Annotated in this window: 25 protein-coding genes and 1 tRNA gene; 17 read left to right on the top strand and 9 right to left on the bottom strand. The window is 52.2% G+C overall.

Translation table 11 applies throughout. The features are described 5' to 3' along the window. Positions 1-236 precede the first annotated feature (236 nt). Positions 237-1,040, top strand: coding sequence for a 2,5-didehydrogluconate reductase DkgB (gene dkgB, locus OGV80_RS03570; protein ID WP_286513716.1), 804 nt, complete (start codon positions 237-239; stop codon positions 1,038-1,040). Positions 1,041-1,061: 21 nt separating this feature from the next. On the opposite strand, the gene yafC is transcribed toward dkgB, so the two are convergent. Continuing rightward, positions 1,062-1,976, bottom strand: a complete 915-nt coding sequence (yafC, locus tag OGV80_RS03565; protein ID WP_286513713.1) for a DNA-binding transcriptional regulator YafC — start codon at positions 1,974-1,976, stop codon at positions 1,062-1,064. 104 nt (positions 1,977-2,080) lie between these two features. Between yafC and OGV80_RS03560 the strand changes: the two genes are divergently transcribed. The 3 genes from OGV80_RS03560 to OGV80_RS03550 all read left to right on the top strand — a co-directional run bounded on the left by OGV80_RS03560 (position 2,081) and on the right by OGV80_RS03550 (position 5,035). Continuing rightward, entirely contained in the window at positions 2,081-3,256 is a 1,176-nt protein-coding gene (locus OGV80_RS03560; RefSeq protein WP_286513711.1) for an MFS transporter, read from the top strand. A gap of 131 nt (positions 3,257-3,387) precedes the next feature. Continuing rightward, positions 3,388-4,188: an endonuclease/exonuclease/phosphatase family protein gene (locus tag OGV80_RS03555; RefSeq protein ID WP_008783770.1), complete on the top strand. Its 801-nt coding sequence runs from the start codon at positions 3,388-3,390 to the stop codon at positions 4,186-4,188. 76 nt (positions 4,189-4,264) lie between these two features. Continuing rightward, entirely contained in the window at positions 4,265-5,035 is a 771-nt protein-coding gene (locus OGV80_RS03550; protein WP_043015220.1) for a class I SAM-dependent methyltransferase, read from the top strand. 49 nt (positions 5,036-5,084) lie between these two features. Here the strand turns inward: OGV80_RS03550 and mltD are convergent, their stop codons facing one another. Next, positions 5,085-6,443 (bottom strand): murein transglycosylase D, encoded by a 1,359-nt coding sequence (gene mltD, locus OGV80_RS03545; protein WP_043015221.1) that lies wholly within the window; start codon positions 6,441-6,443, stop codon positions 5,085-5,087. Positions 6,444-6,514: 71 nt separating this feature from the next. Then, positions 6,515-7,270: a hydroxyacylglutathione hydrolase gene (gene gloB / locus OGV80_RS03540; protein ID WP_100193982.1), complete on the bottom strand. Its 756-nt coding sequence runs from the start codon at positions 7,268-7,270 to the stop codon at positions 6,515-6,517. A gap of 33 nt (positions 7,271-7,303) precedes the next feature. Between gloB and OGV80_RS03535 the strand changes: the two genes are divergently transcribed. After that, entirely contained in the window at positions 7,304-8,026 is a 723-nt protein-coding gene (locus tag OGV80_RS03535; protein WP_043015223.1) for a class I SAM-dependent methyltransferase, read from the top strand. Here the strand turns inward: OGV80_RS03535 and rnhA are convergent. Continuing rightward, a complete protein-coding gene (rnhA, locus tag OGV80_RS03530; protein ID WP_043015224.1) occupies positions 8,023-8,490 on the bottom strand; it encodes a ribonuclease HI in 468 nt (155 codons plus the stop codon). The genes OGV80_RS03535 and rnhA overlap by 4 nt on opposite strands. A 64-nt stretch (positions 8,491-8,554) precedes the next feature. Here rnhA and dnaQ point away from each other — a divergent pair, with 64 nt between their 5' ends. Continuing rightward, positions 8,555-9,283, top strand: coding sequence for a DNA polymerase III subunit epsilon (gene dnaQ / locus OGV80_RS03525; RefSeq protein ID WP_029139417.1), 729 nt, complete (start codon positions 8,555-8,557; stop codon positions 9,281-9,283). A 133-nt stretch (positions 9,284-9,416) separates the two neighbouring features. After that, a tRNA-Asp gene (locus OGV80_RS03520) sits at positions 9,417-9,493 on the top strand. 153 nt (positions 9,494-9,646) lie between these two features. On the opposite strand, the gene OGV80_RS03515 is transcribed toward OGV80_RS03520, so the two are convergent. Both OGV80_RS03515 and OGV80_RS03510 read right to left on the bottom strand, forming a co-directional pair. Further along, complete coding sequence (locus OGV80_RS03515; RefSeq protein ID WP_043015226.1) at positions 9,647-10,165, bottom strand: FidL-like protein; 519 nt, start codon at positions 10,163-10,165, stop codon at positions 9,647-9,649. 1 nt (position 10,166) lies between these two features. Next, the gene (locus OGV80_RS03510) at positions 10,167-10,850 is read right to left on the bottom strand and encodes a winged helix-turn-helix domain-containing protein (protein WP_223306669.1); all 684 of its coding nucleotides are present in this window, start codon (positions 10,848-10,850) and stop codon (positions 10,167-10,169) included. Positions 10,851-11,600: 750 nt separating this feature from the next. Here OGV80_RS03510 and OGV80_RS03505 point away from each other — a divergent pair. The 9 genes from OGV80_RS03505 (at position 11,601) to OGV80_RS03465 (ending at position 20,704) form a co-directional block, all read left to right on the top strand. After that, on the top strand, positions 11,601-12,149 hold the full coding sequence (locus tag OGV80_RS03505) for a fimbrial protein (RefSeq protein ID WP_006685982.1): 549 nt from the start codon (positions 11,601-11,603) through the stop codon (positions 12,147-12,149). Positions 12,150-12,218: 69 nt separating this feature from the next. Beyond that, positions 12,219-12,767, top strand: coding sequence for a fimbrial protein (locus OGV80_RS03500; protein WP_043015228.1), 549 nt, complete (start codon positions 12,219-12,221; stop codon positions 12,765-12,767). 41 nt (positions 12,768-12,808) lie between these two features. Further along, positions 12,809-15,280: a fimbria/pilus outer membrane usher protein gene (locus OGV80_RS03495; RefSeq protein ID WP_080625700.1), complete on the top strand. Its 2,472-nt coding sequence runs from the start codon at positions 12,809-12,811 to the stop codon at positions 15,278-15,280. A gap of 26 nt (positions 15,281-15,306) precedes the next feature. Then, positions 15,307-16,083, top strand: coding sequence for a fimbrial biogenesis chaperone (locus OGV80_RS03490; protein ID WP_043015230.1), 777 nt, complete (start codon positions 15,307-15,309; stop codon positions 16,081-16,083). Positions 16,084-16,095: 12 nt separating this feature from the next. Next, entirely contained in the window at positions 16,096-16,701 is a 606-nt protein-coding gene (locus OGV80_RS03485) for a fimbrial protein (protein ID WP_043015231.1), read from the top strand. Then, positions 16,698-17,762: a fimbrial protein gene (locus tag OGV80_RS03480; RefSeq protein WP_043015232.1), complete on the top strand. Its 1,065-nt coding sequence runs from the start codon at positions 16,698-16,700 to the stop codon at positions 17,760-17,762. Before OGV80_RS03485 ends, OGV80_RS03480 begins: the two co-directional genes overlap by 4 nt. Positions 17,763-17,771: 9 nt before the next feature. Further along, positions 17,772-18,314, top strand: coding sequence for a fimbrial protein (locus OGV80_RS03475; RefSeq protein WP_043015233.1), 543 nt, complete (start codon positions 17,772-17,774; stop codon positions 18,312-18,314). A gap of 1 nt (position 18,315) precedes the next feature. Further along, a complete protein-coding gene (locus tag OGV80_RS03470; RefSeq protein WP_286513707.1) occupies positions 18,316-19,983 on the top strand; it encodes a PglL family O-oligosaccharyltransferase in 1,668 nt (555 codons plus the stop codon). A gap of 1 nt (position 19,984) precedes the next feature. Next, entirely contained in the window at positions 19,985-20,704 is a 720-nt protein-coding gene (locus OGV80_RS03465) for an EAL domain-containing protein (RefSeq protein ID WP_043015235.1), read from the top strand. A gap of 15 nt (positions 20,705-20,719) precedes the next feature. On the opposite strand, the gene OGV80_RS03460 is transcribed toward OGV80_RS03465, so the two are convergent. The 3 genes from OGV80_RS03460 to fadE all read right to left on the bottom strand — a co-directional run bounded on the left by OGV80_RS03460 (position 20,720) and on the right by fadE (position 24,632). Then, positions 20,720-21,130 carry a Spy/CpxP family protein refolding chaperone gene (locus OGV80_RS03460; RefSeq protein ID WP_075145166.1) on the bottom strand — a complete coding sequence of 137 codons (411 nt, stop codon included), beginning with the start codon at positions 21,128-21,130 and terminating at the stop codon, positions 20,720-20,722. A 179-nt stretch (positions 21,131-21,309) separates the two neighbouring features. Further along, entirely contained in the window at positions 21,310-22,077 is a 768-nt protein-coding gene (locus OGV80_RS03455) for an amidohydrolase (RefSeq protein ID WP_043015237.1), read from the bottom strand. A 110-nt stretch (positions 22,078-22,187) separates the two neighbouring features. Further along, the gene (fadE, locus tag OGV80_RS03450) at positions 22,188-24,632 is read right to left on the bottom strand and encodes an acyl-CoA dehydrogenase FadE (RefSeq protein ID WP_043015238.1); all 2,445 of its coding nucleotides are present in this window, start codon (positions 24,630-24,632) and stop codon (positions 22,188-22,190) included. Between the two features lie 239 nt (positions 24,633-24,871). Between fadE and lpcA the strand changes: the two genes are divergently transcribed. Beyond that, positions 24,872-25,450, top strand: a complete 579-nt coding sequence (gene lpcA, locus OGV80_RS03445; RefSeq protein WP_043015239.1) for a D-sedoheptulose 7-phosphate isomerase — start codon at positions 24,872-24,874, stop codon at positions 25,448-25,450. The last annotated feature ends 65 nt before the right edge of the window (positions 25,451-25,515 follow it).

The raw sequence follows: 25,515 nt of genomic DNA, 5'->3' as shown, positions 1-25,515 counted from the left end.
CGGTAGTTCAGTTGGTTAGAATACCTGCCTGTCACGCAGGGGGTCGCGGGTTCGAGTCCCGTCCGTTCCGCCACTTATTAAGAGCCCTGAGCATTAGCTCAGGGCTTTTTCTTTTCCTGCATTTAATTATTGCTGAATCCGCAAAAATCCTCTGCATTCATCACTCTTTTTCTATAAAGAACTGAGGGTCATAATCCTCTTAGTTAACGAACATAGTGATTAAAAAGAGGAATTCTATGACTATCCCTGCATTCGGTTTAGGTACTTTCCGCCTGAAAGACGACGTAGTTATCGCTTCCGTTAAAACGGCGCTAGAGCTGGGCTACCGTGCTGTCGACACTGCGCAAATCTATGATAATGAAGCGGCTGTTGGTCAGGCGATTGCTGAAAGCGGCGTACCGCGTAACGAGCTGTATATCACCACCAAGATCTGGATTGAAAATCTTAGCCAAGACAAATTGATCCCAAGCCTGAAAGAAAGCCTGAAGAAACTGCGTACAGATTATGTCGATCTGACGCTGATCCACTGGCCATCTCCGGGCGATGCGGTATCTGTTGAGGAGTTCATGCAGGCGCTGCTTGGAGCCAAACACCAGGGGTTGACTCGTGAAATTGGTATCTCAAACTTCACCATTCCGTTGATGGAAAAAGCCATTGCCGCAGTAGGCGCAGACAATATCGCGACCAACCAGATTGAGCTGTCTCCGTATCTGCAGAGCCTTAATGTGGTCGGCTGGGCGAAGGCGCACGGTATCCACATCACCTCTTACATGACGCTGGCTTACGGTAAAGCACTGAAAGATGAAGTGATTGCGCGCATTGCCGCTAACCATAACGCAACCCCGGCGCAGGTTATTCTGGCATGGGCAATGGATGAAGGTTACTCCGTTATCCCTTCATCTACCAGGCGTGAAAATCTGGCAAGCAACCTGCTGGCGCAGGACCTGCATCTGGATGCCGAAGATAAAAAAGCGATCGCGGCACTGGATTGCAACGATCGCCTGGTTAGCCCGGAAGGCCTCGCTCCTGCCTGGGATTAATTGCCCAATCCTTTGTACTCTTTAACCCTCTTTCACAGCTCCTTCGGGAGCTGTTCTTATATATTCACTTAAAAAATCTATAAATGCCCTAATACGTGTACTGACCGCACGATCGCTGTAGTAAACGGCGCTGAAAGGCATTTCTACTGGAAGACGTTTATCCGCCAGCAGTTCCACCAGTTCTCCCTGCGCGATCTCTTTATCAATCATATAATCTGAAAGACATGTGATACCGTTACCACTCAGACAAAGCTGTTTTAACGTTTCCCCACTGTTGGAAGAAATCCCACACTCGACCTCATGGAGCTGTCCGTCACTACAGGCAATCGGCCAGGTATTGAGTGAAACGGGTTCGGAAAATCCCAGACACAGATGCTGTTTTAACTGTTCGACGGTCTCTGGCTTGCCAAAACGGGCAATATAGTCCGGTGAAGCGATAATCTTACGATAGCTGGTAAATAACGGACGTGCACGCAGACTCGAGTCAGTCAGCGTACCTGCTCGTATCGCGACATCCACTTTTCGTTCAATAAGATTGATGAACGTTTCTGAGGAGACAAGAGACAATGTCATCTCGGGATACCGCTCACGGAACGGTTTGATCAACGGCATCAGGAAATGCAGCATTACCGGCGTTGCCGCATCAATACGCAGCAGACCGCGCGGGGTGTTGCGCGACTCCATGATTTCCGTTTCTGCTGCTGCCATCTCTTGCAGTATCTGCTGCACACGCCTGAAGTAACGCTCTCCTTCTTCAGTGAGGCTCAGTTGTCGGGTCGTGCGATTAAGCAGACTTACGCCCAGCTTCATCTCCAGCTTTTTTACCGCCCGACTGACCGCGGAATTAGCCTGACCGAGCTGTTCTGCCGCCCGACTGAAGCTGCCGCTTTCCACAACGGCCACAAAAATCGCAAGTTCTTCTGAGGTTGCCTTCATTTTTGCACCTGACGCAAAATTATATTGAGATTTTGAATATTTTTGTTATTAAAGCATCCCGGCATACTGCGTGTCATCTGATTACTGATGTTACGGAGTTATTTATGCCTCTCGCTTTATTTGCACTAACAATAAGTGCCTTCGCTATAGGCACGACTGAGTTTGTGATTGTTGGCCTGGTGCCGACCATCGCTCAACAACTGGCGATCTCGTTACCTTCCGCCGGGATGCTGGTTTCAATCTATGCGCTGGGTGTGGCGATTGGTGCACCGGTACTGACCGCTCTGACTGGCAGCCTGCCACGTAAACAGTTGCTGGTTGCGCTGATGGTTCTGTTTACGGTGGGGAATTTGCTGGCATGGCAGGCACCCGGGTATATGACACTCATTGTCGCTCGTCTGCTGACTGGGCTGGCACACGGCGTATTCTTCTCGATTGGCTCTACTATCGCGACAAGTCTGGTGCCAAAAGAGAAAGCGGCTTCCGCCATCGCCATTATGTTCGGCGGCTTAACGGTGGCGCTGGTAACCGGTGTACCGCTGGGTACGTTTATCGGTCAGCACTTTGGCTGGCGTGAGACTTTCCTGGCAGTATCAATGTTAGGCGTGATTGCGCTGATTAGTAGCCAGCTACTGATCCCGGCTAACATTCCCGGTCGGGCTGCCGCCAGCATTCGCGACCAGGTGAAGGTGCTGACTCATCCTCGTCTGTTGCTGATTTACGCCGTTACGGCGCTGGGCTACGGCGGCGTGTTTACTGCATTTACCTTTCTGGCACCGATGATGCAGGATCTGGCCGGATTCTCCCCGGCAGCAGTAAGCTGGATCTTACTGGGTTACGGTGTATCAGTCGCTATCGGCAATATCTGGGGCGGTAAGCTGGCGGATAAGCATGGTGCGGTTCCGGCGTTGAAATTCATTTTCGCCGCGCTGTTTGTTCTGCTGATGGTCTTCCAGGTGACAGCCTCCACGCAGTACGCCGCGCTGGCTACCATTCTGGTTATGGGGATCTTTGCCTTTGGTAACGTACCGGGACTACAGGTCTACGTGGTACAGAAAGCGGAACAATTTACGCCTAATGCTGTTGATGTGGCCTCAGGGCTGAACATTGCGGCGTTTAACATCAGTATTGCACTGGGTTCAGTGATTGGCGGACAAACGGTCGAGCATTATGGTTTGGCGCAGACACCGTGGATTGGTGCACTCATTGTTCTGGTGGCTTTCCTGCTGATGGGGCTCAGTGGTCGTCTTGATAAGCCCACGCGCGTTGCTCTGGGGTAAATCACTGATGTAAGCGCCCACTTACAAAACAAACTGCAATTGTTCGTTGAAAGTGAGTGCTAAAATCCCTATAACAGAAGAACCAGTCCGGCTGCGGACTGGTTGACGTTACAGAGGTTTGAAAGTCTAAAGTGCGAAAAAACACCTATGCCATGCGTTATGTTGCCGGACAACCCGCCGAGCGGATTTTACCGCCGGGGTCGTTTGCGCATATTGGCCAGGCATTACCTGCAGGCGTACCGTTAAGCAGTGAAGATCGCATTCGCGTGCTGGTATGGAATATTTTTAAACAGCAGCGCGCAGAATGGCAGTCGGTGCTGAAGAATTTTGGCAAAGACGCGCATCTGGTGTTATTGCAGGAAGCACAAACCACGCCTGAACTGGTGCAGTTTGCGACCGCTAACTATCTTGCTGCCGACCAGGTTCCCGCCTTTGTGTTGCCTCAGCATCCCTCTGGCGTCATGACGCTCTCTGCTGCCCATCCTGTTTACTGTTGTCCATTGCGCGAGCGTGAGCCTATTTTACGGCTGGCGAAATCGGCTCTGGTAACGGTGTATCCGCTGCCTGACTCTCGGTTATTAATGGTGGTGAATATCCACGCGGTTAACTTTAGCCTTGGCGTTGATGTTTATAGTAAGCAGTTACTTCCCATTGGCGATCAGATTGCTCATCACAGCGGTCCGGTGATCATGGCCGGTGATTTTAATGCCTGGAGCCGCCGACGGATGAATGCGCTGTACCGCTTTGCGCGTGAAATGTCGCTGCGCCAGGTGCGCTTTACCGACGATCAGCGCCGCCGCGCGTTTGGTCGTCCTCTCGACTTTGTGTTCTATCGCGGTCTGAACGTGAGTGAAGCCTCTGTGCTGGTCACCCGCGCCTCTGACCACAACCCGCTACTCGTTGAATTCAGTCCCGGCAAACCTGAACAATAACGGTGTGTCAGGTCTGCCGTAGGGCAGGCCTGTGATGGTTGCCCTTCCTATTTCACAACAACCGAAGGACAACACAATGACAACACGCTCTCACCATGACAATGTCGAAAAACAGTTTGGCTCTCAGGCGAATGCCTACTTAACCAGTGCGGTGCACGCCTCTGGCCGTGACTTGCAACGTCTGGGGGAAAGGTTGTCGGCATTTCCGCGAGCCCACGTTTTGGATATGGGATGCGGAGCGGGGCATGCCAGCTTTGTAGCTGCGCAACACGTAAAGCAGGTAGTGGCTTATGATTTATCCTCGCAAATGCTTGAGGTGGTCGCTGAGGCGGCAAAAGGCAGAGGTCTGGAGAATATCGCCACGCGGCAGGGATATGCCGAAAGTCTGCCATTTGAAGATAACGAATTTGACGTGGTGATTAGCCGTTATTCTGCGCATCACTGGCATGATGTCGGTCGCGCCCTGCGGGAAGTGAACCGCATTCTGAAGCCCGGCGGTGTGCTGATTGTGATGGATGTGATGTCGCCGGGCCATCCTGTGCGTGATATCTGGTTGCAAACTGTAGAAGCGTTACGCGATACCTCACACGTACGCAACTATTCCAGCGGAGAGTGGCTGTCGTTAATCAACGACGCTAACCTGATTGCCGATACTGTGTTAACCGATCGTCTGGCGCTGGAGTACAGTTCGTGGGTGGCGCGGATGCGCACGCCTGCAGCGTTGAGCGACGCGATTCGCGTATATCAACAAAGTGCTTCTGCACAAGTGAAAGCCTACTTTGCGTTACAGGAGGATGGTTCATTTACCAGCGACACGATAATGGTCGAGGCACATAAAGCGGGATAAATAAAAAAGGCACTGGGGGGAAACCAGTGCCTTCATTTCTACAATGCTATCAGGAGTCTGGCATGTCGTTGTTTTTCACAAACAACGTTAGCTGATCGCCAGGCTGTAGATTATTCGTATCGCTGTTCCAGCGCATCACATCCTTGATGTTAACCCCGTGGCGTTTGGCAATGCTCGAGAGCGAGTCGCCTTTACGCACACGATAGGTGATGCTATCGCTGTTGTTCGCCAGACGCTGTGCGCTGGTACCTGCGCCCACGGTCAGATTCTGGCCGACTTTCAGCGACGACCCGCGCAGATTATTCCACTGCTTAAGGTCATTGGTGCTCACGCCAAGACGTGAAGCGACGCCAGAAAGCGTATCGCCAGAGCGAACTTTGTAGCTACGGCTGTTCAGCGGCGTGTTATCCGCAACCAGCGTTGACTGCACGGCTGCAATTTCGCCTGAAGCCAGAGATTCACGCAGCTTCTCTGCATGCTTCTTTGGCACCATCACATATTGCGGACCGCTGGCACCCAACGTGGAGCCTTTCACGCCTGCATTAAAGGTCTTCAGCTTGCTGACGGAAATACCCGCCATATCCGCAACCTGAGCCATTTCAACCGGACTACTCAGGCGAACACGCGCCAACGCGCGGCTTTCGTCTGTTGTTGGCAGACGCACGCCATAGCGTTTGCTGTTTTTGAGTATATCGCTCAATGCCAGCATTTTGGGCACGTATAGCTTCGTTTCCTGAGGCAATGGCAACGACCAGAAGTCAGTGGGTTTTCCACGGGCTTTGTTCGTTTTAATTGCCTTCATGACACGACCTTCACCGCTATTATAAGCAGCAACGGTCAGCAGCCAGTCGCCATCAAACATCTTGTTCAGACGCTGCATCATGTCCAGTGCGGCGGTGGTGGAAGCCACAACGTCGCGACGTGCATCATAATTGCGGGTCTGTTTTAAACCATAATTGCGCCCCGTGCTCGGAATGATCTGCCAAATACCTGCGGCATTGGCGCCAGACGTTGCGTGAGGATCAAAAGCGCTCTCCACTATGGGTAGTAGTACCAGTTCCATTGGCATGTTACGTTTCTTAACCTGCCCGGCTATCCAGTACATATACGGCTCTGCCCGTAAAGTTACATCGTGGAGATAGCTCTTATTGCGTAAATACTTCTGTTTCTGTTCGCGAATCCGGTTGTTTTCCGGAATTCCCATCTTTAGCTCGTCACCAATGAAAGCCCACAAATCTTGATCAGCAGCGATAGATGTTCCGTCGTCCATCCATCGCGCCTGACTTGTAAACTTTCCTGCTTCCCCTTGACCAGCTGCAGAAAGGCTCTGTGCGTGTTGTTGGACGTTACCAGTATTCTGGCACCCAACAAGCAGGACAGAGGCGAGTAATATCGCTTTTGCCTTCATGTGTGTGTCAATAGTTGCTTAAAAGACGACCGATCATAACGGCGAAGTTTTCAAAAGGCAACCCGGAATTGTCAGAACGTATCTTTCTTTGACCTTAACCAGGCAAAACGCTCTTCAGGTTGTTGCAATATTGTTTCTTTGTTAATTTCATTAATTAAATCAACATCTTCCGTTCTCAAAAAAAGATTAATTCGTCGCTCATTTTTCAGAATTACGGGTAGTGTCATTTGTTTTTTTACGCGTAACTCATTAACTTTACGATAATATTCATTTATGAACGAATCGTGCGGCAGAATGCTTAAAGCAAACTTCATATTTGCTAATGTGTATTCATGTGCGCAACAAATCAATGTGTCGTCAGGAAGTGAGTTTAGTTTTTTAAGTGATTGATACATTTGGGATGGGGTACCTTCAAAAAGCCGACCGCAGCCTCCGGAAAAGAGCGTGTCGCCACAAAACAGATAAGGCTGACTAAAGTAACAGATATGTCCTAAAGTGTGACCCGGAGTGGCAATTACCGTAAATTCATGCCCCAAAACGAGTGCAATATCGCCATCTTCGACTATATGCGTCGTTCCCTTATCTTGCGTTTCAGCCGGTCCGTATACCACTATGTGTGGGAAATGTTGCAGTAGCTCTTTTACGCCGCCCACGTGATCCTGATGATGGTGGGTCAGCAGAATGGCTTCGGGAACCCAGTTATGTTCTGCAATGGCTTTCAGCACGGGAGCTGCTTCACCCGGGTCCACAATCAGACAATGTTTGTCATTATTCGACAGGACCCAGATGTAATTGTCCTGAAATGCAGGAATACTGTTAAGATTCATAGATTACCTCTCAATGCGTAACGGAAGGTTGTGATGAAACCGGCAAGGATCCCTCAAACTGTCGTAGCGCCCGTTAGCTGGGGTGATTTACCCTGGGGCGAACACTATCGTCAGGCGCTGGAGCATCAGCTTAACCCGTGGTTTGCAAAAATGTACGGATTTCATCTGCTTAAGATTGGTAATTTAAGCGCAGAAATCGATTCTGAAGCGTGCGCGGTTTCTCATCAGGTAAATGTTTCTTTGCAAGGCTCTCCCATACAGGTAACGGCCGATCCTTTACATCTTCCCTTTGCCGATAAGTCCGTAGATGTCTGTTTGTTAGCGCATACGCTACCGTGGTGTTCCGATCCGCATCGCCTACTGCGTGAAGCCGATCGCGTGCTGATTGATGACGGTTGGTTGATTTTGAGCGGCTTTAACCCGTTAAGCCTGATGGGACTGCGTAAGCTGGTACCCATATTGCGCAAGACATCACCCTATAACAGCCGGATGTTTACCCTCATGCGCCAGTTGGACTGGCTCTCATTGCTGAACTTTGAAGTGCTGCATTACAGCCGTTTTCATGTCCTGCCCTGGAACAAGAAGGGTGGGAAAATGTTAAGCGCCCATATTCCTGCACTGGGCTGTTTGCAACTGGTGGTTGCGCGTAAGCGAACCATTCCGCTTACGCTCAATCCGATGAAACAAAATAAAAGCAAAGCGCCTATCCGCCAGGCCGTTGGCGCTACCCGGCAATACCGTAAACCGGACGCTTAAGCCTCAGCCTGATATCCAATATCATCCTGAGAGGGACGCATGGCTGCGGCGCGCGCAAGCTCATCGCAGCGTTCGTTTTCCGGATGGCCCGCATGGCCTTTAACCCATTCCCATTTGATTTGATGCGGCCCCAATGCGGCATCAAGACGTTTCCACAGATCGACGTTCTTCACCGGTTTTTTATCTGCTGTTTTCCAGCCACGCTTCTTCCAGTTGTGGATCCACTGCGTTATGCCCTGGCGCACATACTGGCTGTCCGTGCTGAGTATCACTTCACACTGTTCTTTCAGCGCTTCCAGCGCAACGATTGCCGCCATCAGCTCCATGCGATTATTGGTGGTGAGGTTGTAGCCTTCGCTAAAGGTTTTTTCGCGCCCGCGATAACGTAAAATCGCCCCATAACCACCTGGCCCTGGATTTCCCAGGCAAGAACCATCGGTGAAAATTTCTACCTGTTTAAGCATCTCTGGTAGACTTCCTGTTTTAGCAAATCGAAATCAAACGATAAGTCTGACATAAATGACCGTTATGAGCACTGGAATTACACGACAGATCGTCCTCGATACCGAAACCACCGGTATGAACCAGATTGGCGCCCACTACGAAGGCCACAAGATCATTGAGATCGGTGCGGTTGAAGTGGTCAACCGCCGCCTGACCGGAAATAACTTCCACGTTTATCTGAAGCCGGATCGGCTGGTGGATCCGGAAGCGTTTGGCGTACACGGAATCGCAGACGAATTCCTGCTTGATAAACCTACGTTTGCCGATGTAGCCGATGAGTTTCTCGACTACATTCGCGGCGCGGAACTGGTCATCCATAACGCATCGTTCGATATCGGCTTTATGGATTACGAATTCGCTAAGCTCAGGCGGGATATTCCGAAGACGAACGAATTCTGCAAAATAACCGATAGCCTGGCGCTGGCGAGGAAAATGTTTCCTGGCAAGCGAAACAGCCTTGATGCGTTGTGCTCGCGCTATGAGATAGACAACAGTAAACGAACCCTGCACGGCGCATTGCTCGATGCCCAGATTCTGGCCGACGTTTATCTGATGATGACCGGTGGGCAAACCACGATGGCATTTTCAATGGAAGGTGATAGCCAGCAGCAGAATGACACGGGGATCCAGCGCATTGTCAGACAGTCCAGCAAACTACGCGTTGTTTTTGCCACTGATGAAGAGTTAGCGGCCCATGAGTCACGTCTTGATCTGGTGCAGAAGAAAGGCGGAAGTTGCCTCTGGCGGGCATAGTTTGTACGTTTACCGTAGGAAAATGGCCATTCGGGCGATTTTTGCAGCAAACGATTAAAAACGTGAGAAAAAGCGTTGACGAGGTGCGAGGCAATCCGTAATATTCGCTTCGTTCCCAAGCGGAACACAACGCGGAGTGGTAGTTCAGTTGGTTAGAATACCTGCCTGTCACGCAGGGGGTCGCGGGTTCGAGTCCCGTCCATTCCGCCACTATTCAGAAAGCCTGAATCAGAAATGATTCAGGCTTTCGTCGTTTTAGCCCGCAAAAAAATTCCATTATCACGCCTTATATCGACCGCGCTTGTGCTTTCGGGCGGGCAACACATCAGGTCATCCTTAACCCGACGCATATCCAGAAGGCGATCAACCCGCGAAGTGATTCATCACGCAGGCGAAGCGGGGTGAAAAGTTATCGCCGATAAGAACCGTTTCCTCATTCAGGTGTTTTAGCATATACAGCTTGTCAGCACGTTCGTAAGCGTCGAAGAAAAGATAATCGATGGCATCCGTTGCTTCATCATCCGGGGATTTTTCGCGTCCGTCGGGGGTGAGCATAAAAACGCCGGCGGTATGGCCGAGCGGACGGGCATAGCGAAAGAATAGTTTACGGTTAACAGCAAACTCGCCGTCATCACTTTTGAGTTTCCCTTGTACTGACAATGAGAGGTGCCCGGAGTTGTAGCTGGTAATCAGCATTATTCCGTGGAGTTCCTTTTTGGTATTTTGGATGTCGAGTATCGACGTGAATTCCGAAGAACAGGAAAAACTGATTTCTTGTTTTTTCGCATTCCCGATAATAATAAAAAAAGCGATAGCCGCCAGCCCAAGAATGGCAATTACGACTGACCATAGTAAAGGAGAGTGATCGCTTTCCTGCTTCATATCATTCCTCATGGTGGCGATACTGGCTGATGCAATGGTAATAGCCGAGGTTTAGCCCGCATTCAGCGGCAAACGACCACTCAACCAGATTATGGTTGCTCGCCCAGGTATTAAGGTACAGATCTTTTGGGTGCGAACAGTCGGGGTTGATACCTACGGACTTGAAAATATCCAGCGCTTTTTTTTCGGTTATGGTGTCAGTGAGAGCGTTTCCTAATATATGTACACGGCATTGCTCGTAGTCAATTGTTCGCAGGATCGCCGCGTCCGTCATGGCAATTTCATTGGGTATCCATGTTAACCACGCTGTCGCTACTACGGCGATGCCGGTAATTAACGCTGTTATCGCGACAGGCCACCGGTTTCGTTTCTTTTTGCTGGGCGTCGATGCAACATGGGCAATTCTGGTAGGCGCTTGTGCTTCTTCCAGTAGCTGAATATTGATATTGGCGTCGCCCATCCGAAATCCCATACGCGGAATGGTGACGATGAGTTCTGCAGGATGGCCCGTAGACGTTATTGCTTTGCGCAGAAATGAAATGTGCTGGTTGAGATTCGCATCCGTCGCTCTGGCGCCATTATGCTGGAAAACATTCAGCAGAATTTCATCGCGTGAGGATATCTCTTTACCATTTTGCAACAGATAGAGCAGTAATTGTGTTGCCGCATTGTTCAATGTGGCCATTTCACCAGATGCCAGGTCTTTTAGGGTATTTTTATGTGGTCTGAAAACTAAGCCATCACCAATAATTACGGATTTAATTTTGTTTATTGGTATATGAGAAATCACTGATGTCTCCTTTAAAGCAGGATATCTCGCATTCGAGTGGGGGAAGCAATAGCATAACATAATTCATTTATAAAAAATGGTTGTACCATAGATCGCTTTATTAATATTTATATAACAATCCTTTAATATCTCTTATAGACACCGCCAATCTCCTTCCCCTCATTCACTATCTTATTGTCATTACTCGCTTTTGATATCCAATTTCATTTTTACAAAACTTTCATAAATACATTTTGCCCATTATTTGGCATAAATAAAAAAATATTTGATAGATAAAAACTCTATAAAAACTATTAATAATAGATATTAACACTGACTTTTGCGTGTTTTATGGCGATTTTTTAGGTAAACGATCGGTCCTCAGACAGTGTTACAACACGATTCCCTGAGTTTGATTAATACCGGATTTTTGCATTGTGTCATTTTTTCGTCGACTTAATATAAGCCCCGAAACAGCGTAAACACCTGTGGACGGTATTTCGGATGGAATACCAATGAAGTTCAAAATACGGGGTGGCTTGAGATGGATTGTTTGCAAGGATATGCACTACCGCCGCCTGCAGATCAGGGTTTCCCTTGCATAAATTGTTTGCGGAAATAGATCGTCGGAATAACCAAAAAACAGATATAAGGTTAAGTAGTAATATGAAAATGAAAAACGTGGCTGTGGCCTGTGCGCTGATGGCGGGAATGACTTTTACTGCATCTTCTGCTTTCGCTGCAAAAAATGTTGAACCGACTAACGGTAAAATTCACTTCACTGGTTCTCTGGTTAATTCCGCGTGCGGTCTGGCCCCAGAATCCAGCCCGGTGCAGGTAAATTTTGGCGAAATCCCAACTTCTCAGTTAAAAGACAACCAACGTGCTGGCGTTAAGCATGCCAAAATCGTTCTGCAGGGCTGTGATACGACCGTTGCAAAAACGGCTACCGTGACCTATACCCCGGCAACAATTGATTCCGATAACAACGCGCTGGCTGCGTTCACCTCGGGTACTGCAAAGGGCGCGGGCATTGGTATGGTTGACAGTGGCAACCAGGACGTGGAATGGGGCAAAGCGGCCTCTCAGGTCAACATTACCGATGGCGAAACCGACATTGATTTCGTCGCTTACCTGCAGGCAAACAACGCATCTGCAGCGGTAACGCCGGGTGATTTCGAATCCACCGTTAATTTCCAGATCGACTACCAGTAACGATCTGCTGCGGGCGCAATTATGCGCCTGCTTAACCCTTCCTGCGAATAACTGAAAGGAAATGCGGTGATGCCTGGATGGCGTATTTTACTGCTTTTTATCTTCATATCGCCTGCATGGGTTTTGGCTGACACCCATCGTCTTGTCAGTACGCCCGGCAAAATGCGCATGCGGGGAAATATTATTGAGGCAGCCTGTTATGTCGATCCACGCGACCGGTCGCTACTGGTTGAATTTGATGACCTCTCTGCCAGAGATATTTCCGGAAAACCTGAAAAAGTATCTGCGCATGATTTCAGCATTCATTTGCTGGGATGTTCATTAGGGGATTCTCAACACCCCGGGAATCTGTTCCAGCGCGCCAATATTACCTTTTCCGGCGCAGCGGATAATGACAATCCTGATTATCTGAGCGTGCAATCGGAAACTGAAAATTTAGCAATAGAAATATATGACGGCAAAGGACAGCAAATTCATCTGGGCAAGCCATCACCGGACTATCTGCTTAACCCAGGAAAAAACACGCTCAACTTTACGGCTTATTTGATCTCGCGCGACGGAAGAATGACATCCGGCGAATTTACTGCGGTCACGCATTTTGTTGTGAATTATCTCTGAACTGCACTGCAATTCGGGTATCTGAAGGTTTGCGAACGAAAATGATCACGCTGAAAACAGATAAAAAACGTTTGGCGCTTTTTATTGCTCTGGTCTGTGCCTCTTCATTGGTTGAAGCGGATGAGGCCATTGAATTTAATACCGACGTGCTGGATGCCAGCGACAGGCACAATGTCGATTTGCAGCGTTTTTCCGAAGGCAACTTTGTGACTCCCGGAGAATATCTGCTGGATGTTCGTATTAACAGCCAGGAGATTCCTCAGCAGTCGATCCGTTATATCGTTGATCCTGCCAACCCGCATAAATCCATGGCGTGTCTGACGCCGCAACAACTCGAATTACTGGCGCTCAAGGAAGAGGCGCTAACCTATATTCATCCGATTAGCGCGACCTGCTATGACATTTCCCGTCTGCCGGGTGTGGTGCTGAATAATAGCGCAGGTGTGCTGGATATTACCGTGCCTCAGGCATGGATGAAATATACCGATCCTGACTGGACGCCGCCAGAACGCTGGGATAACGGCGTCGCGGGGCTGATTTTTGACTACAGCGTCTCGGGCCAGGCCACACATTACGAGCAGGGCGGGGATCGCTATCGCTCTCTGTCCGGCTATGGGCAGACAGGCTTTAACCTCGGCGCGTGGCGTTTTCGCGGCCAGTATCAGGCCAATTACGCTTCGGATGATAATCGTGGCCGTATCGACTGGGATCAGATTTATGCCTATCGCCCGTTACCGATGCAGGCTGCAAAACTAACGGTCGGCGAAATCTATCTGAATTCTCAGGTTTTTGATTCGGTGCGTTTCACCGGGGCGAACCTCGCCAGCGACGAGCGTATGCTGCCACCGAATTTGCAGGGCTACGCGCCCGAAGTGCACGGCATCGCCCGCAGTAATGCGAAGGTCACCGTCAGCCAGCAGGGCCGTGTTATCTATCAAACTACCGTTCCTGCGGGGCCATTCAACATTCAGGATCTGCATGGTTCGGTACGCGGCACACTGGATGTTCGCGTCGAAGAGCAGGATGGCAGCGTACAAACCTTTCAGGTTAATACGGCTGATATACCTTACCTGACGCGCCCGGGCTATGTTCGCTACAACGCCGCGGTCGGTAAGCCATCGCGCTATAACCATGATGTTCAGGGACCTGCGTTTTATAGCGGTGATTTCTCCTGGGGGGTCAGCAATGCGTGGTCGCTGTACGGCGGTGCGTTGCTCACTGGCGATCGTTATAACGCCTGGTCGATGGGAATTGGTCGGGATTTGAGCTGGCTGGGTGCGCTGTCGGCTGATGCGACGCAATCCGTGAGTCGTGTGAAGCATCAGGATGAACAAAAAGGGATGTCCTTTAAGCTAAGCTATGCCAAAACCTTTGATGAGTACAACAGCGCCATCACCTTTGCCGGTTACCGCTTCTCACAGCGTAACTTCCGCACTTTTTCGCAGTTCCTCGACGAGCAGTATGAAAATAACAATAGCGCTGGCAGCGAAAAAGAGATGTACACCATCACCGGCAACAAAACCTTCTTTGCCGACGATACGCACTTAGCGACCACGCTGTACCTGACCTATACCCACCAGAACTATTGGGATCGCGGTTCGCAGGATCGTTATGGGTTATCGATGGGACACAGTTTTTCGTTCGCTGGCATTCAGGGCGTCAGCGCCAACCTTGCGGCTTACCGCTCTGAGTATCAGGGCAAACGGGACGACAGCCTCTCGCTTTCAATTTCGGTGCCATGGAGCGATGGCCGCTCTATGGATTATGAATTGCAGAACAGCGGCAACCAGACCAGCCAGATGGTTTCGTATTCAGATAACCGCGACCGTAACAATCCATGGCGTTTGCGCGCAGGGGTTTCCGGTGAAGGACACACGGCGTTTGATGGTTATTACAAGCACCGCAGCATGATGGCGGAACTGGAATCTAACGTCAGCTGGCAGCAATCACGCTATTTCTCCGTTGGCGGCACGATGCGCGGCGGCTTTACCGCGACGCGTCATGGCGCGGCGCTGCACAACAGCCAGGCGTCAATGAACACTGCCAGGGTGATGGTTGATACCGATGGTGTGGCGAATGTGCCGCTGAACGGCGAACAGGCGCACTCAAACCGCTTCGGTATTGCCGTGGTACCGGACGTTGTCAGTTATCACAGCTTTGATACCCGTATCGATGTGGACGCAATGGACGAGGACATTTCCGCGACCAAAGCCATCATCACCAACACCCTGACGGAGGGGGCGATTGGCTACCAGCGTTTTGCCGTGGCGAAGGGGCAAAAAATGATGGCGCTGCTGCGCCTGAAGGATGGTTCGGTACCGCCGTTTGGCGCCGAAGTGTTTAACGCCAACGGCGTCAGCGTCGCCATGGTGATGGAAAACGGCATGGCCTGGATTGCGGGTGTGAATCCGGCCGAGCGTCTTTCTGTTGCCTGGGCTGGCCGTGCGCAGTGTCACTTACAGGTGCCGCAACAAATCAACCCGGAAGGTAACGTGCTGTTGCCTTGTGAATAATTTCAATAACCTGAATGAATTTTGTCATGAATAATCAAGCTTTTTACTCCGTGCAGCGTTGGCTGAAACCCGTGGCCTGCGGCCTGCTTTTTATTGCAGAGATCAACGCCTCATGGGCAGGTATCGCGCTCGACCGTACCCGCATGATCATCACCGGTGATGCGCGATCTGTCAGTGCGAACTTAACCAATACCAGTCCGAGCATTCCATTCCTGGCCCAGTCGTGGGTGGAAGACGCCACCGGAACAAAAATTACCTCGCCGCTGATGGTCTTACCGCCGCTGCAACGAATTAACGGCGGGCAAAAGGGGATTGCCCGGGTGACGAAAACCAGCGGGATTAACGCTCTGCCCCAGGATCGCGAGAGCCTGTTCTACCTGAACGTTCGTGAAATTCCGCCAAAGCCGGATAAGCCGAATGTGCTGCAACTGGCGATGCAGTCGCGCATCAAATTGTTCTACCGTCCGACTGCTATCGTGCCGGAAACACCTGGCGCCGTGTGGCAAAACCAACTGGTCTTTCACAAACAGGGCCAGCGCTGGAGTGTGGACAACCCAACGCCTTATTTTGTCACCTTAATCGGCTTAAGCCGCAAGCCAGAAACGCAGGGCGGCGGCAGATTGACCGACTTCCCAGGCGTTATGGTTTCACCAAAATCCTCTCTCGATTTCAGCGTGAACGACGGCAGCGTCAGTCAGTTCAGCATGATGTACGTGAACGATTTTGGCGGCCATCCCGAACTGAAATTCAGCTGCACAGGCAATGTGTGTAAAGCATTGCCGATGGAGCAGCAGCCCCGGTAACAGGAATCGTAAATGAAAAAGATGCTTTGCGCCCTACTGATGGCGGGTATGGCCTGCCAGGCTCAGGCTACCAGTGGTCGCCAGGATATGAGCAACGTGTCCGGCGAGTATGGCAACGTCCGCTTTCATGGCCGGGTCTACGTTTCGCCGTGCGTGCTGGATATGGCTTCACGCGATCAGACCATCAATCTTGGTGATATTTCCGCCAGTCGGTTTCGCCAGGGCGGCGATCGCAGCGAGCCGGTGCTGGTTACGCTGTATCTGAACGGCTGCTTAAAAGGTTCCGGCCACACCTTAAGGGATTTCCCCGGACAGACCAGCGAAATGCCTGAGCTGGCGCACAGCACGGTGGAACGCGGCGTTTCGATGACGCTGATGGCTGAAGGCGCACCGGAAAACAGCGATCTGGGTCGTATTCGCGGTGATGTGCGCGGCGCGGGCATTCGGTTACTGACCGAACGCAACCAGTTGCTTCACCTGAACCAACCGCAACGCATGTGGATCCTCAAACCGGGCGATAACGCGATCCACTTTCTGGCCGCGCTGGAATCTTTTGGTCCAGAGGTGACCGCCGGAGAATTTAACGGCCTGGTCAGACTTAAGCTGGAGTATCTATGAGCATATTGCGCAACACGCTACTGTGGACGGCCCTGGCTGGTTGTCCGCTGGCCGGGCAGGCATTCACACAGGGGGAAGGTGAGCCGCAGGGAGGATCGCCGCATCAGTACGATATTGAACTGAACTCGCTGGATGTCAGCAAAAACCACGTGGGCGGCAGAACGGAGCCGTTCCCGTGGAATCTGGGCAGTTGGTATGTAGTGGATTTTCACTGCGAACAGGCTGACATCTCCCGACAACCGATTTACTACACCACCACGACCACGATGCCGCCTTCCAATCAGGGGGCGAACCGTTTTCGTTTAAACGAGTATCTGGATGTGGAAGTACAGGTGTGGGTCGCCGGGCGTTATAACAACTACGTTCAGGCGCCTTTTACCAATTTTTCAAATCGTTACAACGATCATAGCTGCAAAAAGCGCAAAGGCTACGAACGGGCTACCAACATAGAAAGTGGTTCAAAAGGGAAAGTGACGTTTATTGTCACTAAACCCATTATTAATGGCATCAATATTACCTCCCAGTCGCTGGTGGAGGTTGCCGGGCGTCTGGGGGATGCTGGCCCTACGCCGACAACGCCTATTTCCCGCGTGGTGATTAAATCCGGGCTGATTACCGTACCGGACAAATGCACCTTCAATCGGGGAGACAAAATCAGCATTGAGTTTGGCGATCTGCCTGGATCCGCTACAAAGCTCAACGGCACCAACTACAGCAAGCCAATCCCTATACATGTGGTGTGTGAAGGCGGCAGCTTCGATCAGGGCGCGCTGAATATCAATCTTGGCGTGCAAACGACCACGGCCTCAGGCACGGCGGGATTTAACGGTAATCTCCTCGGCACGTTAAGCGGCGGACAAAAACGCGACGATCTCGGCATTATGCTTAAAGACGAGAGCGGCGGCGCCGTCGTGCCCAATCAATTCTACAACGTGAAGGGGTTTTACCAGAATCAGGGCGACTGGAATCTCACCGCCGCACCGGTGGCTAAGCCGGGCGTGGGAAGCGTTAAGGAAGGTGAGTTTGAAGCCTCAGCCACCGTTGTTGCGCAGTTTCAGTAGGGGGATGCCATGAGATTTACGGCGTTAATCGCGACCGGAGTGCTACTGCTTGGCGGCACGGCGCAGGCCGATACCAAACTGGTCGGCGGCGATATGTATTTTCACGGCACCATCAGAGCGCTGGCCTGCAGCCTGGTCCCCGGTGGCGACAAAATCGAGGTCGATTTCAAGCAAATCGCGACGCAGGATCTCTATCTCTCGGGGCGCAGTAAGCCAGAAAAATTCAGTATCCAGTTACGCGACTGCAACCCTGAGGTTTTTCGCGGGATCTCGGTTACCTTCAGCGGTCGTGAGGATGCGGAGCTGGCCGATCATCTGGCGCTGGATCGCAGTGAACAAGGCGGCGCGTCAGGGATCGGTATTGGGATGAGCGAAGAGGACGGCACGGCAATCCGCCTTGATGAGAGCACGTCAGTCAAAGAGATAACGGAAGGCTCGATGACGCTGAATTTTTTGGCGTGGGTCGCGGCGGAGCCATCGGCGATAAAAAATCAGTCTCTCGAATACGGTCCGTTCAGCGCCAGCGGGACCTGGATACTGAACTACCAGTAGCATGATGAACGCACTGAATCGTATTGCGCCGCTGCCTGCGCAAAAATTATTGCTCGGTATTAGTCTGTTTTTCTGGTGCGGGGCAATGCATCTCTACTGGCCGAATAACGGCGGCAGCGGTCTGTCGTTACCGCTTAATATCACGAGCTGGATCTACGCCGTTGTGCTGGTTGCATGCGCATCAGTGCTGGTGCCTTATCAACGCTGGCGCATCACTATACCTGCCACGGGGTTTACGATGGGGGCGCTCATTCTGACGCTGCTATGCCTGCTGACGCCTGATGTCTGGCAGTCCGAGGCCCTGCTGGTCGCGGGAGCCTTACTGGGAGGCGTTCTCGTCTATTTGGTGACGGTGCAAATTCCGCTTGCGGCACGATCCCTGACGACACTGCTGGCCTTGCTCTGGGGGGCGTGCGTCATCGAATGTCTGGCGTTTATCTATCAGTACTGGCATTGGCCGGGCGTTGATTACTGGGAGTTTGCCTGGCGGCGCAGCACGCGGCCCTACGGTATTTTTCAGCAGGTTAATCTGATGGCCAGCTTCACGGCCTGTGGCGTACTGCTGTCAGCCACGCTCTTTTTACGCCTGCGCGACGGGTATCGAATTGTCATCGGGGTTGGCCTGGTGATGATGGGATTTGTGCTGCATGAATCCCAGTCGCAAACCGGTTACCTCTCTGTGGCGATCGGTGAAGCGCTGCTGCTGATGGTTTTCCCGACGCAGCGCCGTCCGTTGTTGCTACTCCTGTTGCCGCTGGCGTCAGGCATGGCGGCGGGGTCGCTCGCCCGCCATTTTTTGTCCGTCGCTACGGTCGATCACTTCACCACTTCCCAGGTGCGCTGGACGGTGCTCAAAACGTCGCTGGCATTATTTGCCGAACGCCCGTGGACGGGGTGGGGCGTGGGCAGCTTTGCTTCTGTGTTTCTCGAACGCGCGGGGCCATTGGGGCTGAGCAGTATCTCGCATCCGCACAACGAACTGGTGTTATGGCTGGTGGAGGGCGGTCTGGTTGGGCTGGCGGGCGCGCTGTGTTTTATTGCGAGTGGTTTCTGGCTCTGGAAGCATGGGAATCGTTGGCGTCGCGCCTGTCTGGTGGCGGCGCTGCCGGTGGTGATTCATATGCTGACGGAATACCCCGTCAGGCAGTCAACGCCACACTGGTTACTGCTGATCCTGCTGCTTCGTTGCGCAGACCTCCCGTTAAAAGGGGCTCGCCTGACGCTTACGTCAACGTCGTTGTTGCGCGGACTGGCACTGATCTCGTTTTTGGCCTTCACACCATTGTTGCTTCTCTCGCTGCGCACGCAACAGCAATTGACGCTGGCGGAGCGGCAGTCAGCGCAGTGGCGTCTGGCTGAGCCGCTCCCTGTGGGAGGCTGGCTCCTTGCCACTCGCTACCGGTTTGATGTCCAGATGGGATATCTGCAGCGCTATCAGCGCTCCCGGGATGCTCGCTGGCTGGAAGCGGTCCGCCGCTGGGCGCCTGACTATGTGCGTGTTCACCCCGATCCGAACGTCTCTTTCACGCAAATCTTACTGGCGTTGCAGCAACGCGACCTGGTCGAGGCGCATCGTCTGGCGAGGCGCTTTTACCTGACGTATCCGAACGATCGCCGTATCCCGTGGCTGCAGGATGCACGACGTCCTTTTAATCAAAAAATGGAATGATATGAACAGACTCAGCGAACAGGCCCGCTATGTACCAGAGCTTCCCCGCAACGCCGAACTGCTGCGGATCACCGGGATCCGTTTGCAACGCATTCATTTTTTTGATGATCCATCGCTGGATGTCTGCGAGGTGTTAAGCCAGGTACGTACGCCGCTACCACTGGATCTTTTTTTCAAGCATCTTTCCATCACGGCAAAGCAGCAGCTATTCCTGTGGCAAATGCGGCGGGTGCTGGCACTCTCAGGAAGCTTTTCGCTGAATTTATCCGTCAGGATGTTGACCTGCCTGCCATGGATTGCGCAGCTCGCCCGGCAGGCGCATCAGGGGCGGATTGTTATCGAGATTCAGGATCCAGGCACCATGATGCGCCTGGAAAAGGCAGAACAGCAGACCGTATGCATGGCCGTAAAAACCCTGATACGCCATGGTTTTCGCGTGTGGCTGGATGACGTTTCACCCGAGCTATTTTTTGTCTGGCGGCTGTCTGGCATCCGTTTCGATGCCATCAAAATTGAAAGCGAAATGTTTCATCAGTTCAGGACATCGGAGTGGCAGTTGAGGGTACTGGTCAATCAATTTCGCGGGCTGGGAGACCGGGTTGTTGTCGAGGGAGTGGAAACGCCGCAGGATTATGCCATTTGCCGCATGAGCGGCGCAGACGCGGTGCAGGGATTTCTGTTTGAGCAGGAAGTCTTACCGAAAAGCCTGAACCATTGCTGATTCAGGCCCTGGTCATTACTCGCTCAGCGTCTGTGCGATATCTTTTTGCACCTGCTGGCGCTGTGCTGGGGTCAGCACTTTGTTCAGATCAAAATAGTATTTCACGCGATAATAACGTGCCTGTTGTTCGATGTTGCTGAACGCAGAAAGCTGTTTCTTGACGGCAGCTTCATCCCATTTCCCGGACTTGATGACGTCAATCAACGCGCCGTCTTTAACATCTTTCACCGAAATCTGGCTAACGTTGGTTTCAAGCTGCTGGTGCAGTTTTTTAATCTGCGCAACCTGGTCGGTGCTTAACTTAAGGTGCTGAACTATCGGATCCTGGGCGGGAGCCGGAACATTAGATGTCGTTGCTGCAAGCGTGCTAAAAGAAGCGCCAGCCACGGTAACTGCCAGCAAAGTCATGCGTATGAAGTTCTTCATTATTGAAATCCTGATAAGGGAATTATCGACATTGTCTGCCACTCGCTGGTTACGAGTGATTATCCTTTGCAGAATACGATGCCCGCCGCATGTCGCCACGCGAATTTGTTTTGCGGTTGGTTACGGAGTGAAACAATCCCGCCACGGAAAATGTTGTGCAGCGGGAGTGAAGGCGAGAGTTATAGCGTGAACGGGTCGGCGTCTTGCCAGGCGGGAAACTTCTCGCGATACTCGCGCAGCGCCGAGAGTGACAGTTCTGCGTCAATGCGTGTGGCCTGATGCGGCTCGGCGGTGGCAATAATCTCACCCTGCGGATTAATCACCCGGCTGTCACCGCGATAATGATGGCCGTTCCCGTCAGTGCCCACGCGGTTACATCCTGCTACATAAGCCTGGTTCTCAATCGCCCGTGCTGTGAGCAGAACCTGCCAGTGCAGCGAACGCGGCGCCGGCCAGTTGGCGACATACAATGCCAGGTCGTAATCGTTGCGGTTGCGCGACCACACTGGAAAACGCAGGTCATAACAGACCAACGGCAGAATACGCCAGCCGCGCCATTCAAAAATAACCCGCGCGTCACCTGCCTGGTAATACTGATGCTCATCCGCCATGCGGAACAGATGGCGCTTATCATAGAAATGGACATGACCTTCGGGTTCGACCAGTAAAAAGCGGTTGACCGGGCCGCGTTCAGACTGGAGAGCGGCGCTGCCTGCAATGAGGGCGTTGGTCTGCTGCGCCTTAGCGCGCATCCAGCTTACAACCTCTTCCTGCGCCAGCGATTTACTTGCCGCTTCCATGGCAAATCCACTGGTAAACATCTCGGGCAACACAATGACATCACGTCCTGTGACGGTTTCCAGTTGACGGTCGAAATGGCGCAGGTTGGCCGGGCCATCCATCCAGATCAGCGGTTGTTGCAGCAGAGTAATTTTCAAACCAGGCACGATCGAGGCTCCTCGTTGAACAACATTTTGACACTGTAACATGAGCTTTAACGAAAATGTGGCAATAAAAAGCCCCGCATTAAGCGGGGCCCGGCATTGTGCGTATGTCGTTATGCGGCTTCGACTTTACGCACCTTCTCTGGCAACTTTACCGGCTGAGTTGCCAGCTCCTCGGGTTCAAAGTCATCCACGTTGATGCTGCGCAGACGGCTCGCCTCGGCTTTCACCAGAATCGCGGCTTCGTCTTTATCAATCAGTCCTTTAGCCAGCGCATTGTGCGCCAGTTCATCCAGGCGGGTAAACGGCAGGTTCTTACCCAGCTCTTTGCAGATCCGCTGGTGGATAGGGTCAGCTGCAATCACATCCAGCAGAGCCTCTTCCAGCAAACCAACCGGGTTATGCTCGCTTGGCGTCAGGTATTGACCACGACCAAGACGAGAACGGGTGGCGCTTGGAACCTGCAAAATCTTCGCGACTTTATGATCCAATTTGTCTGACGGTGCATGGTAGTGGCGACCGGTAGGGAAGATAACCACATTCAGCAAGCCAGCGACCAGACGGTTCGGGAAGTTTATCAGCAGGTCGTCCATCGCCTGTTCCGCTTTGTACAACGCATCCTGAACGCCCCAGTGAACCAACGGCAGGTCGGCTTCATTACGGCCTTCATCGTCATAACGTTTCAGTACCGCGGAGGCCAGATACAGCTGACTTAACACATCGCCCAGACGCGCGGAGATACGTTCACGGCGCTTCAGGCTACCGCCCAGTACGGCCATGGATACATCTGAAAGCAGTGCCAGGTTGGCGCTCAGACGGTTCAGGTGCTGGTAGTAACGTTTGGTCGCATCGCCGGTTGGCGTGCTGCTGGTTAAGCCGCGCGTCAGGCCAAGCCAGAAGCTGCGTACTTTGTTACTGCCGACGTGACCGATGTGTTTGAACAGCAGCTTATCGAACGCATTCACATCGTTACTCTGTGCCGCAGCCATCTCTTCCAGTACATATGGATGGCAGCGAATTGCACCCTGACCGAAGATCATCATGCTACGGGTCAGGATGTTAGCGCCTTCAACGGTAATGGCGATAGGCGCGCCCTGATAAGCACGGGCGAGGAAGTTGCTTTCGCCAAGCATAATGCCTTTACCGCCAGTGATATCCATGGCATCGATGATTGACTGCTGCCCACGGTGGGTACAGTGATACTTCACGATAGCCGACAGCACCGCCGGTTTTTCACCCAGCATAATACCGTAGGTAATCAGCGACGCCGCAGCATCCATCACGTAGGCGTTACCCGCAATACGCGCCAACGGCTCTTCAATACCTTCCATCTTGCCGATAGAGATTTTGAACTGGCGACGAATGTGCGCATACGCGCCGGTTGCCATCGCGACGGATTTCACGCCGCCCGTCGAGTTAGACGGCAGGGTAATACCGCGTCCCACGGACAGACATTCCACCAGCATGCGCCAGCCCTGACCGGCCATTTTCGGACCACCGATGATGTAATCAATCGGTACGAACACATCTTTACCGAGGGTCGGACCGTTCTGGAACGGTACGTTCAGCGGGAAGTGGCGACGCCCAATTTGTACGCCCGGCGTTGAGGTTGGGATCAGCGCACAGGTAATACCGAGATCTTCTTCACCACCCAGCAGTTTTTCCGGGTCGGAAAGTTTAAATGCCAGACCCAGTACGGTAGCGATAGGGGCCAGCGTAATATAACGTTTGTTCCAGGTCAGGCGCATACCCAGCACCTGCTGGCCCTGCCAGTCGCCCATACAAACTACGCCGGTATCAGGGATAGCACCTGCGTCGGAGCCTGCTTCCGGGCTGGTCAGAGCAAAGCATGGGATCTCCTGACCACGAGCCAGACGCGGCAGGTAATGATTCTTCTGCTCTTCGGTGCCGTAATGCTGCAGCAGTTCGCCTGGGCCTAACGAGTTAGGTACGCCAACGGTGATCGCCAGGATCCCGGATACGCCGGAGAGTTTCTGCAGAACGCGTGCCTGAGCATAGGCGGAGAATTCCAGCCCGCCGTACTCTTTCTTAATGATCATCGCGAAGAAGCGGTGTTCTTTCAGATACGCCCACAGTTCCGGGGGCAGATCCGCGAGTTCATGGGTTATCTGGAAGTCGTTCGCCATGCGGCACGCTTCTTCCACCGGGCCGTCAATAAACGCTTGCTCTTCAGCAGTCAGATGCGGCTGAGGGTAGTTATGCAGTTTTTTCCAGTCTGGCTTGCCCTGGAACAGGTCGCCTTCCCACCAGGTCGTACCGGCATCAATCGCTTCTTTCTCGGTGCGCGACATCGGCGGCATGACTTTACGGAAACCGCGGAACACCGGCGCAGAGATCATGGATTTGCGCATCGGCGTAAAGTTAAACGGTACGAGGATAATGGCCAGAGGAACCAGCAGCCAGACTGACCACAGGCCAGCCACGCCAAGCGCAGCCGTCCAGGCGAGCAAAATTAAGCTGCTGAGGAATAAGCTCACGCGGTGATAAAACAGAACGCTGAGCAGAACAACCGTAGCGATAATACTCAAAATCATCATAACGAAAAGCTCCCTTGCTTGTAGGAGGTCTGACCACTTGTGATGATATGGTTGTAGTGGATGTAAATTCTTTTAGCAATGTGTTTACAAAATAATTACAACAAAGCTCACATTGTTGCCGTTTTAACCGGCACAAAAAATCAAAAGCCGTAGCCATTCCTGTGGCTTGTACTTCTCGCTGGTAGCGCTATCCGGTACACTGCATCTTGTCATTTACATTCATGCTGAAGGATATCCTCATGTACCAGGATCTTATTCGTAACGAACTGAGCGAAGCGGCGGAAACGCTGGCTAATTTTCTTAAAGATGACGCCAATATTCACGCCATTCAGCGCGCGGCGGTCCTGTTGGCAGACAGCTTTAAAGCCGGTGGTAAGGTACTTTCTTGCGGTAACGGCGGTTCCCATTGCGACGCGATGCACTTCGCCGAAGAGCTGACTGGACGCTATCGTGAAAACCGCCCTGGCTATCCGGCGATCGCTATCTCTGACGTCAGCCATATCTCCTGCGTTAGCAACGATTTCGGTTACGATTATGTGTTCTCGCGCTACGTTGAAGCCGTGGGCCGCGCGGGCGATGTCCTGTTAGGCATCTCTACTTCGGGTAACTCCGGTAACGTAATTAAAGCGATTGCCGCAGCGCGCGAGAAAGGGATGAAAGTGATCACCCTGACCGGGAAAGATGGCGGCAAAATGGCGGGCAGCGCAGATATCGAAATTCGCGTGCCGCACTTTGGCTACGCTGACCGTATTCAGGAAATTCATATCAAAGTGATCCATATTCTGATCCAACTGATCGAAAAAGAGATGGTTAAATAAGCCGATAATTTTTACCGGTCTTATCGGGCCAGGAACTTGTAGGCCCGATAAGCGAAGCGCCATCG

The sequence above is a fragment of the Citrobacter sp. Ce119 genome, assembly GCF_030334525.1.
Classification (GTDB): Bacteria; Pseudomonadota; Gammaproteobacteria; order Enterobacterales; family Enterobacteriaceae; genus Citrobacter; species Citrobacter europaeus.
The sequence above is the reverse complement of the archived record's forward strand: the minus strand, read 5'-3'. Positions and strand labels throughout refer to the sequence as shown.

Coding starts and splice junctions, on each gene's coding strand:
- dkgB (WP_286513716.1), top strand. CDS start 237: ATGACTATCCCTGCATTCGGTTTAGGTACTTTCCGCCTGAAAGACGAC.
- yafC (WP_286513713.1), bottom strand. CDS start 1,976: ATGAAGGCAACCTCAGAAGAACTTGCGATTTTTGTGGCCGTTGTGGAA.
- OGV80_RS03560 (WP_286513711.1), top strand. CDS start 2,081: ATGCCTCTCGCTTTATTTGCACTAACAATAAGTGCCTTCGCTATAGGC.
- OGV80_RS03550 (WP_043015220.1), top strand. CDS start 4,265: ATGACAACACGCTCTCACCATGACAATGTCGAAAAACAGTTTGGCTCT.
- mltD (WP_043015221.1), bottom strand. CDS start 6,443: ATGAAGGCAAAAGCGATATTACTCGCCTCTGTCCTGCTTGTTGGGTGC.
- gloB (WP_100193982.1), bottom strand. CDS start 7,270: ATGAATCTTAACAGTATTCCTGCATTTCAGGACAATTACATCTGGGTC.
- OGV80_RS03535 (WP_043015223.1), top strand. CDS start 7,304: ATGAAACCGGCAAGGATCCCTCAAACTGTCGTAGCGCCCGTTAGCTGG.
- rnhA (WP_043015224.1), bottom strand. CDS start 8,490: ATGCTTAAACAGGTAGAAATTTTCACCGATGGTTCTTGCCTGGGAAAT.
- dnaQ (WP_029139417.1), top strand. CDS start 8,555: ATGAGCACTGGAATTACACGACAGATCGTCCTCGATACCGAAACCACC.
- OGV80_RS03515 (WP_043015226.1), bottom strand. CDS start 10,165: ATGAAGCAGGAAAGCGATCACTCTCCTTTACTATGGTCAGTCGTAATT.
- OGV80_RS03510 (WP_223306669.1), bottom strand. CDS start 10,850: ATGGCCACATTGAACAATGCGGCAACACAATTACTGCTCTATCTGTTG.
- OGV80_RS03505 (WP_006685982.1), top strand. CDS start 11,601: ATGAAAATGAAAAACGTGGCTGTGGCCTGTGCGCTGATGGCGGGAATG.
- OGV80_RS03500 (WP_043015228.1), top strand. CDS start 12,219: ATGCCTGGATGGCGTATTTTACTGCTTTTTATCTTCATATCGCCTGCA.
- OGV80_RS03495 (WP_080625700.1), top strand. CDS start 12,809: ATGATCACGCTGAAAACAGATAAAAAACGTTTGGCGCTTTTTATTGCT.
- OGV80_RS03490 (WP_043015230.1), top strand. CDS start 15,307: ATGAATAATCAAGCTTTTTACTCCGTGCAGCGTTGGCTGAAACCCGTG.
- OGV80_RS03485 (WP_043015231.1), top strand. CDS start 16,096: ATGAAAAAGATGCTTTGCGCCCTACTGATGGCGGGTATGGCCTGCCAG.
- OGV80_RS03480 (WP_043015232.1), top strand. CDS start 16,698: ATGAGCATATTGCGCAACACGCTACTGTGGACGGCCCTGGCTGGTTGT.
- OGV80_RS03475 (WP_043015233.1), top strand. CDS start 17,772: ATGAGATTTACGGCGTTAATCGCGACCGGAGTGCTACTGCTTGGCGGC.
- OGV80_RS03470 (WP_286513707.1), top strand. CDS start 18,316: ATGATGAACGCACTGAATCGTATTGCGCCGCTGCCTGCGCAAAAATTA.
- OGV80_RS03465 (WP_043015235.1), top strand. CDS start 19,985: ATGAACAGACTCAGCGAACAGGCCCGCTATGTACCAGAGCTTCCCCGC.
- OGV80_RS03460 (WP_075145166.1), bottom strand. CDS start 21,130: ATGAAGAACTTCATACGCATGACTTTGCTGGCAGTTACCGTGGCTGGC.
- fadE (WP_043015238.1), bottom strand. CDS start 24,632: ATGATGATTTTGAGTATTATCGCTACGGTTGTTCTGCTCAGCGTTCTG.
- lpcA (WP_043015239.1), top strand. CDS start 24,872: ATGTACCAGGATCTTATTCGTAACGAACTGAGCGAAGCGGCGGAAACG.